The 13,216-nt window shown below is 35.5% G+C and carries 16 protein-coding genes and 1 riboswitch; of the genes, 8 read left to right on the forward strand and 8 right to left on the reverse strand.

Going from position 1 to position 13,216, the window contains the following annotated elements; genetic code table 11:
* Positions 1 to 4: 4 nt before the first annotated feature.
* Together ACUXEY_RS21640 and ACUXEY_RS21645 are read right to left on the reverse strand one after the other, a co-directional pair.
* Positions 5 to 1,081: a putative 2-aminoethylphosphonate ABC transporter substrate-binding protein gene (locus ACUXEY_RS21640; RefSeq protein ID WP_461301569.1), complete on the reverse strand. Its 1,077-nt coding sequence runs from the start codon at positions 1,079 to 1,081 to the stop codon at positions 5 to 7.
* Positions 1,082 to 1,309: 228 nt separating this feature from the next.
* Positions 1,310 to 1,462 (reverse strand): hypothetical protein, encoded by a 153-nt coding sequence (locus ACUXEY_RS21645; RefSeq protein WP_000240799.1) that lies wholly within the window; start codon positions 1,460 to 1,462, stop codon positions 1,310 to 1,312.
* A 147-nt stretch (positions 1,463 to 1,609) separates the two neighbouring features.
* Between ACUXEY_RS21645 and ACUXEY_RS21650 the strand changes: the two genes are divergently transcribed.
* Positions 1,610 to 1,945, forward strand: a complete 336-nt coding sequence (locus tag ACUXEY_RS21650; RefSeq protein ID WP_048561442.1) for a DUF3905 domain-containing protein — start codon at positions 1,610 to 1,612, stop codon at positions 1,943 to 1,945.
* A 38-nt stretch (positions 1,946 to 1,983) separates the two neighbouring features.
* On the opposite strand, the gene ACUXEY_RS21655 is transcribed toward ACUXEY_RS21650, so the two are convergent.
* The 5 genes from ACUXEY_RS21655 to phaR form a co-directional block, all read right to left on the reverse strand.
* Positions 1,984 to 3,333 (reverse strand): TrkH family potassium uptake protein, encoded by a 1,350-nt coding sequence (locus tag ACUXEY_RS21655; RefSeq protein ID WP_461301570.1) that lies wholly within the window; start codon positions 3,331 to 3,333, stop codon positions 1,984 to 1,986.
* Between the two features lie 22 nt (positions 3,334 to 3,355).
* Complete coding sequence (locus ACUXEY_RS21660) at positions 3,356 to 4,549, reverse strand: NAD(P)/FAD-dependent oxidoreductase (RefSeq protein ID WP_461301571.1); 1,194 nt, start codon at positions 4,547 to 4,549, stop codon at positions 3,356 to 3,358.
* Between the two features lie 94 nt (positions 4,550 to 4,643).
* A complete protein-coding gene (gene phaC / locus ACUXEY_RS21665; protein WP_087957950.1) occupies positions 4,644 to 5,729 on the reverse strand; it encodes a class III poly(R)-hydroxyalkanoic acid synthase subunit PhaC in 1,086 nt (361 codons plus the stop codon).
* Positions 5,730 to 5,812: 83 nt separating this feature from the next.
* Complete coding sequence (locus ACUXEY_RS21670; RefSeq protein WP_166704874.1) at positions 5,813 to 6,556, reverse strand: acetoacetyl-CoA reductase; 744 nt, start codon at positions 6,554 to 6,556, stop codon at positions 5,813 to 5,815.
* Positions 6,557 to 6,709: 153 nt separating this feature from the next.
* Entirely contained in the window at positions 6,710 to 7,192 is a 483-nt protein-coding gene (gene phaR, locus ACUXEY_RS21675) for a polyhydroxyalkanoic acid synthase subunit PhaR (RefSeq protein ID WP_098344500.1), read from the reverse strand.
* A gap of 198 nt (positions 7,193 to 7,390) precedes the next feature.
* Between phaR and phaQ the strand changes: the two genes are divergently transcribed.
* The 7 genes from phaQ to ACUXEY_RS21710 all read left to right on the forward strand — a co-directional run bounded on the left by phaQ (position 7,391) and on the right by ACUXEY_RS21710 (position 12,865).
* The gene (gene phaQ / locus ACUXEY_RS21680) at positions 7,391 to 7,843 is read left to right on the forward strand and encodes a poly-beta-hydroxybutyrate-responsive repressor (protein ID WP_000903018.1); all 453 of its coding nucleotides are present in this window, start codon (positions 7,391 to 7,393) and stop codon (positions 7,841 to 7,843) included.
* A 42-nt stretch (positions 7,844 to 7,885) separates the two neighbouring features.
* Entirely contained in the window at positions 7,886 to 8,410 is a 525-nt protein-coding gene (gene phaP / locus ACUXEY_RS21685) for a polyhydroxyalkanoic acid inclusion protein PhaP (RefSeq protein ID WP_075308595.1), read from the forward strand.
* Positions 8,411 to 8,511: 101 nt separating this feature from the next.
* Positions 8,512 to 8,955 carry a MaoC family dehydratase gene (locus ACUXEY_RS21690; protein ID WP_461301572.1) on the forward strand — a complete coding sequence of 148 codons (444 nt, stop codon included), beginning with the start codon at positions 8,512 to 8,514 and terminating at the stop codon, positions 8,953 to 8,955.
* Between the two features lie 147 nt (positions 8,956 to 9,102).
* A complete protein-coding gene (locus ACUXEY_RS21695) occupies positions 9,103 to 9,288 on the forward strand; it encodes an alpha/beta-type small acid-soluble spore protein (RefSeq protein WP_000241212.1) in 186 nt (61 codons plus the stop codon).
* 114 nt (positions 9,289 to 9,402) lie between these two features.
* Positions 9,403 to 10,722 (forward strand): TrkH family potassium uptake protein, encoded by a 1,320-nt coding sequence (locus ACUXEY_RS21700; protein WP_429598822.1) that lies wholly within the window; start codon positions 9,403 to 9,405, stop codon positions 10,720 to 10,722.
* A gap of 38 nt (positions 10,723 to 10,760) precedes the next feature.
* A riboswitch (yybP-ykoY riboswitch) is annotated at positions 10,761 to 10,926 on the forward strand.
* A gap of 90 nt (positions 10,927 to 11,016) precedes the next feature.
* Positions 11,017 to 11,811, forward strand: a complete 795-nt coding sequence (locus ACUXEY_RS21705) for a TerC family protein (protein WP_166704877.1) — start codon at positions 11,017 to 11,019, stop codon at positions 11,809 to 11,811.
* A 202-nt stretch (positions 11,812 to 12,013) separates the two neighbouring features.
* A complete protein-coding gene (locus tag ACUXEY_RS21710) occupies positions 12,014 to 12,865 on the forward strand; it encodes a formate/nitrite transporter family protein (protein ID WP_048561446.1) in 852 nt (283 codons plus the stop codon).
* Between the two features lie 27 nt (positions 12,866 to 12,892).
* Here the strand turns inward: ACUXEY_RS21710 and ACUXEY_RS21715 are convergent, their stop codons facing one another.
* Positions 12,893 to 13,204: a cyclic-phosphate processing receiver domain-containing protein gene (locus ACUXEY_RS21715; protein ID WP_429598819.1), complete on the reverse strand. Its 312-nt coding sequence runs from the start codon at positions 13,202 to 13,204 to the stop codon at positions 12,893 to 12,895.
* Positions 13,205 to 13,216: the final 12 nt, after the last annotated feature.

The raw sequence follows: 13,216 nt of genomic DNA on the forward strand, positions 1-13,216 counted from the left end.
TCACTTACTTTTTCGGTTCTGCTTTTTGACCAAACTCTTTTTCCCATTTTTCTAAAATTTCGTCGCGATTTTCTGCTGCCCACTTAAAGTCATTCTTTTTGTATAACTTTTCTGTTACGTCTTTAGGGAATCCATCTGGAAGTTTATAATCATTTTTAATTGTCGCAAATCCATTTTTCTCGAAGTATAACTTCATTACATCATCAGTAATTGCCCAATCTAAAAATGCTTGCGCTAATTTTTCATTTTTTGCGTTATCTTTTTTAATAAGTGCGTTCGCTTCTACTTCCCAACCTAATCCTTCTTTCGGTAACACTACTTCAACTGGTGCACCTTTTTGTTTCTCTTTTAAAGCACTATAAACCATTGATACACCAACTGGATATTCACCTGCGCCTGCTAATTTCGCTGGTTTTGAACCTGAATGAGTATAAGTTGCCATATTCTCATGAAGTTTCTTCATGTAATCCCAGCCTTTATCTTCACCCATAATTTGTAACCATGCAGAAACTGTTAAAAATCCTGTTCCAGAAGAAGCCGGATGTGGCATAACAAGCGTTCCTTTATATTCTGGTTTCGTTAAGTCTTCGTATGATTCTGGCATCGGTAAATTTTTCTTCTTTAATTCTTCTTTATTTATAGCAATCCCCGTCATAAATGCCGTATTACCTACCCATTTTTCTGGTTGCTTATCATCTTTAAATTGCGGAAGAACACGATCCGCTCCTTTTGGAGAGTACCCTTTTAACATATCTTTTTTATCTAAAGCTAATAGACTAGACGCTGCTGTTCCCCATACAACATCTGCTTGTGTATTTTTTCCTTCAGCTAGCAATTTCGCTGTAATAACTCCAGTTGAATCACGAACAATGTTCAGGTTTACATCTGGATACTTCTGTTTAAATGAATCAAGATAAATTGGTACAAGTTCTTCTTCGATCGCTGTGTAAACAGTTAATGATCCAGATAATTTATCATCTTTCACTTTTGCCCCAGCACTTTCTTCTTTCTTTGCACCACACCCCATTAATAACGAAAATACCATTCCAGTTGCTACAGCTTTAAAGATTGTTTTTTTCACTGTCTCTCTCTCCTTTTACAAATCTTATGTACAATTCAAATATAAACAACTAGTGTAAAAGCAGTATTAAACCAACATTAATCTTTTGTTTGTTGTTTGTTTTTGTGTAATACGTTGCTACTTCTATGTTTTTTCGCATTTTTCTGCTAATAACGAACCCTAAATTTACAAATAATTAAAAAAACCTTTATAATCCCACAAAAAAATGAGGCGTTTGTAAAAAACGCCTCATTTTTGTTTACCTTTTTTTGAATTACGATTTGCATACTTCGCGCTATTCTCTCCTTCATACTCTAATGCAAATTCTGCATCTGGTAAGCTTTCTTTCGGAGTTTTATTATTATTGATTGCCGCATTTTGTTTCACTTTTCTTTTTACCAATACATTCACCTACTCTCAAGAATTCACTTTCTACTCTAGTTTGAAGCAAGCTGAAATAATTATTACTGGCAAGTGTTAACAAGTACATAAGAGCCGCTAGATGGAAATACTACCTATGAAGGAAGCATTAGAAAAGGAGCGATTATTTTGAAGAAAAAAGATAAAATACAGTCACCCATTTTAGATGAAACGCTCCCGCATCAAATGAATTTTCCATCTTTTAAAGGAACAGGAAAGAAGATGCAACAACCTTTCATCAATCAATATGACGTCGTAATCGGAGACAGTAAATATGATTCCGAGAATAGTCCACTTCACAATTGGAGTGATGAAGTAGATCCTGCCATTATGGCTGGAGAAGAATGGATTCATCCTACAAATGATATTGGGTGGATTTCAGAAGAAAATCAAGAGTTGCTAAAAAAAGAAGTAGATAATAAGAATGATGCTTTTATGCATCCGCAATTTGGCATTAACGACTAAAAAACCATTCTACCTCACATAGGTAGAATGGTTTCATACTATCCAATAATAATTCTCTCTTTCGGGTATTTATAGCGAGGTGGCTGTTCTCTTCCGCCACTAGCTAGTATAAATGTTAAAATACCGACACGCCCGATAAACATAAGTACAATGAGCACAAGTTTACCAACAGTTGTTAAATCTGGCGTAATACCTGTCGATAGTCCTGTCGTCCCGAAAGCAGAACACACTTCAACAATTAAACTCATAAGCGGTACATTTTCCGTAATAGATAAGATAAATAGTGCTGTAGCACATAATAAAATCCCCATCGTCATAACGACAGATGCTTTCAGCACGTCCTCTTCATGTAGCTGACGTTTGAAGACTCTAACCGTTCTCCCGCCTCTTGCAAAAGTGTATAGCGATAATATACTAACAGCAAATGTTGTTGTACGTATTCCGCCCCCAACCGAACTTGGAGATGCTCCTATAAACATTAATATACTCATAAATAAAAGCGTCGGTTGTGACAATTCACGTATATCCATTGTAGCAAGTCCACCACTTCGCGTCGTCACAGATTGGAATAATGTATAGAAAACTGTTTCATGCCATGATTTCCTCGCTAAAAACTGATTTCGTTCTAGTAAAAAAATCATAATTGTTCCAACGATAACGAGTGCAAAAAATGTCGTTGTCGTCAATTTTGTAAACAACGAAAAGCGGAATAGTTGCTGTCGCCTTTTACTAAAGAATTGCTTTACTTCCATTAATACAGGGAAACCGATTGCTCCTAAAATAATAAGCAACATATGAATCATTTGCACAATATAATCTTTTTTGTACGGAATTAACGATTGTCCTGTTAAATCAAATCCGCCGTTCGTAGTTGCACTAACAGCCGCAAAGAAACCGTGAAAATAAGCTTCTTGCCAAGTTGGAAAATAAAGTAGAAATCTTGTACCTAATAGTATTGCTCCAATAAGTTCTATCGAAATAATTACAATTAAAATAGAACGCATCAATTCTACAAGGCCTGATAAATTCCCTTGATTATGGTCTGCCATAATGAGTCGTCTTCTCTGCAAACCGATCTTCTTCCCCGTTATAATCCAAACGAACGTACCAAGTGCCATAATTCCTAAGCCGCCTAATTGTAAAATAAGGGCTAACATAATAATTCCCGCCGTAGTAAATGTATCTGAAATCGTAACGACAGACAGGCCAGTCACACTTACCGCACTAACAGATGTAAAGAGTGCATCGATAAATGTCCATTTCACACCAGCCTTCGTAACAAACGGGAAACTAAGCAATATCACCGATACGACTACTGCTAATAAATAAAACAAAACAATGAGTTGTACAGGACGTAATTTTTGCAAAAACTTTTTTATATCTTTCATTCCATCACTTCGCTACCTTTTTCTATCGATTAAATAAAGAAAAATCTTTACTTTCTTTATTTGTAAATAACTGCTCAAATAATTTGGCAAATACCATTCCATACACAGTTCCATTACCGCCATGTGACAATGCGTAAAATAAATTATGTATCTTTTTGTCTTCTTTTAAAATAGGGAGTCCATCATGACAACTTCCAAATGCTGCCGCCCAATAGTACTCTGCCTGTATATTCTTATACTGCGGGAACATCTCTTTTACAATGTTAATAAGGATATCACGCTTATGCAATAATTTCGTATCACCAATTGTTTGAACTTGCATCGCTTCATCTAACCCGCCTATAATAATACGGTTTTCATATGTTCGAAAATATAAGTAAGGCTGTGCTGTTTCCCAAATTAATGATCGTTCATACCAACCTTCAAATGAATCTACCTTATTTGTTACAACTGCATAAGATGTTTCTACTGTTGTATTTTTTTCTTTCTTTCCGAAAAGTGCTTCATAACCTGTCGCCATAATAATATTCTTTGCTACAATTTGATTTCCTGTTTTCGTATAACAAATTAAATCATTTTGGCGTTTTTTTATATGTATGGCCTCTGTATGCTCATATATAGTAGCTCCCATTTGATTTGCTTTATGCAAAAGGCTATGCGCTAATAAATACGGATTCACCTCGGCATCACCGTGTGTATATAATGCCGCTTGTTTTGTAAAAGAATAACGATCTTTCACATCAGTTTCTGTAAAATACTCAACTGGAAATCCATAATTATGTAACGTATTATACTCCTCTTGTAAAAATGAAACATCCTCACTTTTACTTGCATAATATAAACTACTTCGCGGAATAAACTGGGGATCAATATCGAGAGTCGGTACAACTTGCTCCATCGTTCGTAACGCTTCATAACAAAGCTTATATGCTCGTATCCCTTTTTCTTCACCAAATGTATGGATAAGTGAGGTTAACGATTTATCATGCAAAAATTGTAGTAAACCTGTATTAGCAGCTGTGCTACCGCAAGCGATTGCTCGTTTTTCAATGAGCGTAACACGCATTCCAATTTTCGCTAACAAATACGCTATATGAGCACCTACTTCTCCGCTTCCGACTACAAGCACATCACATATCATATCATTTTCTAATGATGGATAACAAGGTATAGAAACTCCTGTATTCCAAAACAACTTACCAGTCATAAGTTTCATAATTATACTCCTAAAATATAAATTTCTCCTTTCTATAGTTTGTTATTTCTTATAAAAAAATCCAACTAACATACGCTAGTTGGATTTTTTATTTTTAATTAGAACGCTCTTCTAGCCAATTTCCAACCGTCGGATATGTTTGTTTTACCGCTGTTCCACCGTAAACGATTGACATATGTCCCGTCGGTAAACATACATATTGTTTATCTGTGCTAGAAATATGATCTAGCAACGCTTCTACTTGGCATGGCAAAGCGATATGATCACGTTTCGCAGAAATATTTAAGACATTCGCCTTAATATTTGCAAGGTCTACCTTTTGTCCGCGAATAACGAGTTCACCTTTCACTAATTTATTATTTTGATAAAAATCACGAATCCATTGTCTATAAGATTCACCCGGGAATGGAATACCGTCACCAACCCACTTTTGAACTAATTTCCAGCTTTCGACGAAGCGCTCATTTTCTGAACGATCGAGTAAAGCGATATATGGACCTACAAAGTTTGTGATTGGTTTTAACATCTTATTTCCGAAATCAATCATTTCTGGCGGAATATTTCCGAATGTATCAACAGCTTTATCTAAATTGAAGTATTTCTCATCTAATAAAGGACCGTATAATCCTGTTTCAGAGAAATCAAAAGGACTTGTCATAAAGATTAAGTTACGAATTGGCATGTGTGGATGAAGTGCCGCATAAATAGAAGTTAGCGTTCCACCCATGCAATAACCAAGTAAAGAAATCTCGTCCGATTTTGCAGTTCGCATTACTTTCTTCACTGCTTTTGCAATATAATCAAACACGAAATCATCAAATTTCAAATGACTATCTTCTAAACCAAATGTGCCCCAATCAAGCATATACACATCAAAACCACGATCTACTAAATATTCCACTAAACTATTTCCTGGAGTTAAATCCATAATATACGGTTTATTAATAAGCGCATATATTAATAGAATTGGAACTCTCTGTGTTTTTTCTTGTTTTGGAATGTAACGATACAGCTTCGTCTTATTCTTCGTCCAAATAACTTCTTTCGGTGTTAAACCAACTTGTGGTTCTGGTTCGCGTAATAAAACTTCGCTCGCTCTTTTCACACGACGATATGCTTTACGATATTCTTCTGGGTACAACTCCAATTGCTTTTCCCATTCCGTTACGAATGTAGTCATTTTTCTATCTCCTTTTCGGTCGATTTCTTTCTAAAAAAAAGAAGTGCATTCCTGCTATGGATATGCACTTTTTTCTTACTTCATTACATGTATAATCCACCGTTAATGTTTAATTGCTGACCTGTGATATATGCACCATCACGGCATAGGTATACTACACCTTTTGCAATTTCATCAGCTTGACCAAAACGTTTTTTCGGGATTTTAGCAACGATTTTTTGACGTACTTCTTCTGGTACTTCTGCTACCATTTCAGTATCAATAAATCCTGGGCAAATTGCGTTTACAGTTACATTTGTTTTTGCAAGTTCTAACGCTAATGATTTTGTAAATCCTAACATACCTGCTTTCGCTGCTGAGTAGTTTGTTTGTCCAAATCCACCAGCTTGGCCAATAATAGAAGAAATACTAATGATTCTTCCTTCTTCTGCTTCCGTTATGTATGGAAGGACAGCGCTTGTCGTATTAAATACGCTGCTTAAGTTCACGTCAATTACGCGCTCCCAATCTTCACGATTTAACTTTTTGAATGTACGATCTCTTGTAATACCAGCATTATTAACAAGAATATCAACTTTACCAAAATGATTCACAGCTTCTTCTACAAGTCGGTTTGCATCTTCTACTTTCGAAACATCCGCTTGAACTGCATAAACGTCATGTCCTTCTTTTCCTAATTCATTTACTAAGATTTCAGCTGCTTCTTTACTGCTGTTATAGTTAATAACTACTTTTGCTCCCTCTTGTGCTAACGCTACTGTAATTGCTTTTCCAATTCCTTTTGCCCCACCTGTTACGATTGCTACTTTGCCATTTAATTGAACCATTTCTTTTCCCCCTTAAATGAATTTGTGAACGATTGTTATGAATCATTTTGGTACTCATATGAATAGAGTCCATATATTAATTATGTTTCGTTGTTTATACATGAAAAAGAGATTCTCCCCCTCTCTTTTTCACGTTATAAACAAACGCTATTATCATTTTTTATTTTCCGGCTTATTCGCAGGCTTTACTTCTTCTTTTACAGGTTCTTGTAGTTTCGCTAGTACTGCATTTTGCTTTTCTAGCAATTCCAAAATTTGATCCACTTTCGTTTCTAATGTGCGAATATCTTGTTTTACTTTCGTAACATCACGCTTTAATGTAGGAGCTTGTCCTAGTGAATCCACTTTCTCTTCTAGAACTTCCTCGATATTATCAACTTTATTTTCTAAGTTAATAACAAGCGTAGCTACTCTAGCGATATCCTCTTTTGTAGGCACATTCACCTGTTCTAAATAACTTTTTGTTGTATCATTTAACGCTTTTTGATAAAACAAATTCAAGTCTAGAACGCTGCCCATCCAAGCAGAATATTCTTCTGTTTTAATTGTTTCATTGAGCGCTTTTCCCCAAAATGTTTCGGTTTGTTCATAAGCATTTTTCCATGCTTGCAATGGATCGAATTTTTGATCAATCACTTCGCCTACACTCCCTTTTTTGTTTTTGAAACAATTCAACCTATTCACTATTTTCTAATATTCTGAATAAAACTTCAAGTCTATATTTTATTTTTCTTTATTTTCCAATAAATGTGTTGACATTAAAAACAGATAGGTGTAAATTGCACTTATAAGCAAAAAATTCCATCTAACTGATTCATGAGGTGATGCACAATCATGCTACATAATGAACCAGAACACCCAGAAAGTTTGGAAAAAAACCAAGCGAAACAACCAAACTCCATGCCAAAAAACTTCTTAGTTCCTTTCTTACTTCTCTGTCTAAAAGACTGGAGTCTTCATGGTTACAAACTCATTCAAATGCTAATGGACATCGGCTTTTCTTCTGTTGACCAAGGTAATGTGTACAGAACATTGCGCAAGTTAGAAAAAGAAAATCTCATTTCTTCTACTTGGGATACAAGTGAAGGCGGGCCAGCGAAACGAATTTATTCTTTAACAGAATATGGAGAGCAATATTTAACAACATGTGCGACTTCTTTTGAACATTATCAAAATATGTTGCGGACGTTTTTTACGTTATACACCAATGCATTCTTTCCATTTTCTACTTCTCCAGAAAAGGATGAAAAGGATTCTTCATCTTCACCTGGTGGTACAGCAGAGTAATCTGCGTTCACAATATGCAAAAAAACATTTGGAGGTCAAACAATGGAAACTAAACCATACGAATTAGTCGATGCATTTTGGAAAAACTGGTCTCAATCTCTTTCCCTCTTCTCTTCAGCTGGGAAACAATTAGAACAACTTACTTTAGAAACATTAAAACAACAACAAGACGCTTTGCATAAATTAACATCAGGAGTAGATGAACTAGAAAAAGAACTACAACAATTCACTGCTCAGTTCAATAACCAATATACAGATTACGTGAAGCAATTAACTGGAAACTCCTTAAATGATCAAATTAACGAGTGGCAAGGGAAATGGAATGAACTTTCTACTCAGATGCACCAACTTACTGTTTCTCCTACGAAAACATCTTTGTCTATTCTTACTCAAACTAGCGGTCAATTTGAAGAAACAACAAAACAATTTATTGAACAACAACAATTACAACGTGAAGAGGTTCAAAAACAGTTAGAAGTTTTTTTGGGAGAGTTCAAGTCCAAACAACTAGAACTCGCAAAGCAGTTCGAGGAAAACTCAAAAAATTTATTTACTTCCATCAAGTAAGAAAAATGTGGGAGCTAACTGCAGCACAAACAAAACTCTTTCTTCCTCCTACTACATCAAGATGGCTGGCATTTTTCGATATGGAAAAGAAGGAGGCCAAAATGAATCCATTTCAAGAAGCACAAACTGTTCCAGAGCTTCGTTATGATGAGATTCAAGTCGGTGATCAAGCATCCCTTACAAAAACGATTACGGATGAGGACGTTATCAATTTTGCAAAATTAACTGGAGATGTGAACCCTATTCATCTTTTAGATTCTTTTGCAAAAACGACTATGTTTAAAGAACGTATTGCTCATGGCATGCTCGTTTCCAGTTTCATTTCGACGATTCTTGGTACGAAACTCCCTGGCAAAAACACGATTTATTTATCTCAAAACGTTTCATTCCGTGCTCCTGTCAAAATTGGTGATACACTTCGCGTTGTGGCAGAAGTTATAAAAAAACGGGACGATAAAAAAATCATTACGTTGCAAACAAACATATACAATCAATCCGATGATATTGTCGTGGAAGGTACAGCGACAATACTGAAAAAAGAGTAGCAAATTTGCTACTCTTTTTTCTATCCAATAACTTCTAATCACACCGATTACTTCCGCGTATGAGTACGTCGTTTCCACATAAAATAACGTTACCAGTTTAGATAAGTACTTAGCTGAACTGGACTACTCATAAGGATGTGTATCAACATGGTAAAAACAAACAAATTACTAGTTCCAGGTGCGGAACAAGCACTTGAACAATTTAAATATGAAATTGCACAAGAATTCGGCGTAAGCTTAGGATCTAATACAGCATCTCGTTCTAACGGTTCAGTTGGTGGTGAAGTAACGAAACGACTTGTTGCTTTAGCTCAACAACAATTACGTGGATAATACTATAACATATGGCTTAGAGGCAGATATTCTCTGCCTCTTTCTATTTTTAACATACATAATCGTGCTTTTTCACATACTAGTAAGAGCAAACTGAAAGGAACGATATGTAACATGAAACGGATTAACATTAGCATGAGTCCTCCCCGTGTTCTTACTTTGTCTTTTATTATGTTATCAATTATCGGTACATGCTTATTAAAGCTACCAATTGCTACAACAACGTCTATTTCATGGCTCGATGCTTTATTTACAACCGTTTCTGCTTGTACGGTTACAGGGCTCGGTGTTGTGGACACTGGGAAAGTATTTACCTTATTTGGCCAATGTGTCATTTTAACGCTTATACAAGTGGGCGGACTTGGCATTATGAGCTTTGCCGTTTTAATTGCAATTATGCTCGGCAGAAAAATCGGTCTTCAAAACCGAATTTTACTACAACAAGCGTTAAATCAAACGAATATTGGAGGCGTCATTCGTCTTGCCAAAGCGTTATTTTTATTCTCTTTTACAGTCGAATGTATCGCTACTTTCATTCTTTCTTTCGAATGGGTACCAAAATACGGGATTGCTAAAGGGATCTATTATAGTTTTTTTCATTCCATCTCTGCTTTTAACAATGCTGGTTTTTCTGTGTGGAGCGATAATTTAATGTCGCATTCTCATAGCATTCTTGTCAATCTCGTCATTTCCTCCCTCATTATTTTAGGTGGGATTGGTTTTACAGTAATCGTAGATATAAAAAGAAAGAAAAATTTAAAAAACCTTACATTACACTCAAAACTTATGCTCTCTTCTACTCTAATCGTTAATATTATTGCGACCGTTTTTATTTTCATATTCGAGTTCCACAATTCTCTTTCTATGAGAGGCTTTACTCCATTTGAAGAAGGAATGGCCGCTTATTTCCAGGCCGTTTCAACGCGTACTGCCGGGTTTAATACAGTTGATATTTCTGCATTATCAAAGCCTTCCCTTTTATTAATGATGCTTCTAATGTTTATTGGAGCTGGGAGCGCTTCAACTGGTGGTGGAATTAAGTTAACAACATTTTTAATCATGTTTTTTGGGGTATTTAAATTTTTACAAGAACAAGATGATATTGTCGTATTTAAAAAATCTATTAAAGATACTCTCATCGTCAAATCATTGACCATCACTATTATTTCCATTTCATTTATCTTTTTTGCTATTTTAATTTTAAGTATTACTGAGCGAGTTCCCCTATTGATGAGTGCTTTCGAAGTATTTTCAGCATTTGGGACTGTCGGTCTCAGTATGAATTTCACACCACACTTAACGATGATCGGAAAAGCTATTATCATCTTTATGATGTTTTTCGGGAAAATGGGACCTTTAACACTTGCTTTTTCATTTGCACGTAAAAAGAACAGAAAAATAAAATATCCGAATGAAGATATTTTAACAGGTTGACAACCGTATAATTTATCCATATAATGAGAGTACAATAGCATATCTCCAAAGGGGAGTAGCGTCCAAGAATATTTCTTGGAAACAAAGTCGTCATTACGTAGAACTTAGTTCTTCCGGCTTTGTTGGCATTTTCATTACATATGTCTAGCAAGACCTTTGCCTATTAACGGCAGAGGTCTTTTTTGTATTCATTACCAAATTCTTCCAAAGTTAATAGGCAGGAGTATGGGGAAACTAAATAGTGGGGAAATTCTTCACTTATTTAGTACTTATAGAAATGAGAGGAGAATGTACATGGATGTATCATTATTATTGGAGTATGGTTGGGTATTACTCATCCTAATTGCACTAGAGGGGATTTTAGCAGCTGATAACGCTCTTGTTCTTGCAATTATGGTAAAACATTTACCAGAAGAAAAACGTAAGAAAGCACTATTTTACGGATTAGCGGGGGCATTTGTTTTCCGTTTCGGATCATTATTTATGATTTCGTTCTTAGTCGACGTATGGCAAGTGCAAGCAATCGGTGCCATTTACCTTATGTTTATCGCTGGTAATCACTTATTTAAAACGTATGTTAAAAAGAATACGGATGAAGAAACAGAAGAAAAAGAAGCAAAGAAAAAACAAGAGAATTTTTGGTGGACTGTATTTAAAGTTGAGGTTGCTGATATCGCCTTCGCAGTTGATTCTATTTTAGCTGCTGTTGCATTAGCAATGACTTTACCAAAAACAGGCTTAGGTACAATTGGTAGTCTTGATACTGGGCAATTCGTTGTAATCTTTGTAGGTGGACTTATCGGATTAATCATTATGCGATTTGCAGCAACTGCTTTCGTACAAATCTTAAAACGTAAACCAGGACTTGAAACTGCAGCATTCTTAATCGTAGGTTGGGTTGGTGTGAAATTAGCAGTTTATACATTAGCACACCCTGCATTAAATGTAATTCCACATTCATTCCCAGAATCTACACCATGGAAGCTTACATTCTGGATTGTATTAGTCGGAATCGCAGTTGGCGGCTGGTTCTTCTCGAAAGAAGTAGAAGGAAAAGTAGAAAAGAATTTAGACGAAAAAGCGCTGTAATTACAGCGCTTTTTCTTTTTCCTTTCTCCCTCTCAATGTCCAGAAAAATTTCTATTATACTATCTTTTGTAAACGTTTTCTCGATGTATGTATGTCCTTTTTGTGAAACATTGCACAAACTTATTGAAACTATGACCGAATCCATGTACTTTATTCATATAAGGAGTATTTATAGATGATGTATTAAAGGAGCGTATTACTCATGCTAGAACAAGGATTAGATTATGTTGTCAAACTGGCTAAGAGCAAAAAACAAATGCTAGATACAAACCCGATGCAATATTTCATTCGTGCCGCACTTGCGGGTATTTATATCGGTTTTATTATTGTACTATGTTTTAAATTAGGTAACTTTTTTCACATTGCAGATTCACCAGCAACTTATTTAGCAGCTTCTATGTTTTTCGGAATTGCCCTTGTCCTTATTATATATGGCGGTGCTGAATTGTTTACTGGAAACACAATGTACTTCACTGTAGCAACTTTAAGAAAAGAAACAACGATTTCTGATACACTTCGTAACTGGGTCGCTTGTTATGCAGGCAATTTAGCTGGCGCTTTATTCTTTGCCTTACTATTTTATGCAACTGGAATTTTCGAAGCAATTGATCACGGACATTTCATGAATAAAGTAGTAGAAGGAAAAATGAATACACCTACAATGCAATTATTCTTTAAAGCCATTTTATGTAACTGGCTCGTATGTCTTGCTTGTTTCTTACCTTCTCAAGTGAAAGGTGATACAGCAAAAATTATGATGATGATGCTACTCGTTTTCACATTCTTCTTATCTGGTTACGAGCATAGCATTGCAAACTTATCACTGTTTGCCTTATCTTTAGTTTCACCGCATCCGGAGACAATTTCTTTTGCAGGTGCTATTCATAACTTAATTCCAGTTACAATCGGTAACATTATTGGCGGGTCTGTATTTGTCGGTATGGTATACCATTACTTAACAAAAAAAGTACCTGATGTAAAACAAGAAGAAACTGAATTAGTAGCAGCTCAACAAGAAGAGATTATTCCTTTGCAAGCTCATATGAAACATTAAAAACTCCAAAGTTTTACTTTGGAGTTTTTAGCTCCCCACATATTTAACAACAAGGTGAGGATTAATTTCCCCTTCTTCCTTTCCCTTATTAATCCTCCGTTTCATCTTGTGCATACCGATGACATCATTCGTATGAAAGTGCATTTCATTTACATATAAACCCTCTTTACAAAAAGCATCTACAAAATCTAATCCACTTTTTTCTCCCCATCCCATGTTAAAATCAAGGGAAAGAATATTCACATCATAATCCCGAACCATTTGCAAAGCACGTTCTACTGTAGTTACGAGCACATACCCGTATGGACAACTTCTTTGATCATCCATATATACATTCATGTTCTATCCCCT

It is taken from the genome of Bacillus sp. F9_6S_D1_P_5 (genome assembly GCF_054823925.1).

Excerpts from the sequence above, each read along its gene's own strand:
- ACUXEY_RS21655 (WP_461301570.1), bottom strand. The coding sequence starts at position 3,333 with ATGAAAGATATAAAAAAGTTTTTGCAAAAATTACGTCCTGTACAACTC.
- ACUXEY_RS21660 (WP_461301571.1), bottom strand. The coding sequence starts at position 4,549 with ATGAAACTTATGACTGGTAAGTTGTTTTGGAATACAGGAGTTTCTATA.
- phaC (WP_087957950.1), bottom strand. The coding sequence starts at position 5,729 with ATGACTACATTCGTAACGGAATGGGAAAAGCAATTGGAGTTGTACCCA.
- ACUXEY_RS21670 (WP_166704874.1), bottom strand. The coding sequence starts at position 6,556 with ATGGTTCAATTAAATGGCAAAGTAGCAATCGTAACAGGTGGGGCAAAA.
- phaQ (WP_000903018.1), top strand. The coding sequence starts at position 7,391 with ATGCTACATAATGAACCAGAACACCCAGAAAGTTTGGAAAAAAACCAA.
- phaP (WP_075308595.1), top strand. The coding sequence starts at position 7,886 with ATGGAAACTAAACCATACGAATTAGTCGATGCATTTTGGAAAAACTGG.
- ACUXEY_RS21690 (WP_461301572.1), top strand. The coding sequence starts at position 8,512 with ATGAATCCATTTCAAGAAGCACAAACTGTTCCAGAGCTTCGTTATGAT.
- ACUXEY_RS21695 (WP_000241212.1), top strand. The coding sequence starts at position 9,103 with ATGGTAAAAACAAACAAATTACTAGTTCCAGGTGCGGAACAAGCACTT.
- ACUXEY_RS21700 (WP_429598822.1), top strand. The coding sequence starts at position 9,403 with ATGAAACGGATTAACATTAGCATGAGTCCTCCCCGTGTTCTTACTTTG.
- ACUXEY_RS21705 (WP_166704877.1), top strand. The coding sequence starts at position 11,017 with ATGGATGTATCATTATTATTGGAGTATGGTTGGGTATTACTCATCCTA.
- ACUXEY_RS21710 (WP_048561446.1), top strand. The coding sequence starts at position 12,014 with ATGCTAGAACAAGGATTAGATTATGTTGTCAAACTGGCTAAGAGCAAA.
- ACUXEY_RS21715 (WP_429598819.1), bottom strand. The coding sequence starts at position 13,204 with ATGAATGTATATATGGATGATCAAAGAAGTTGTCCATACGGGTATGTG.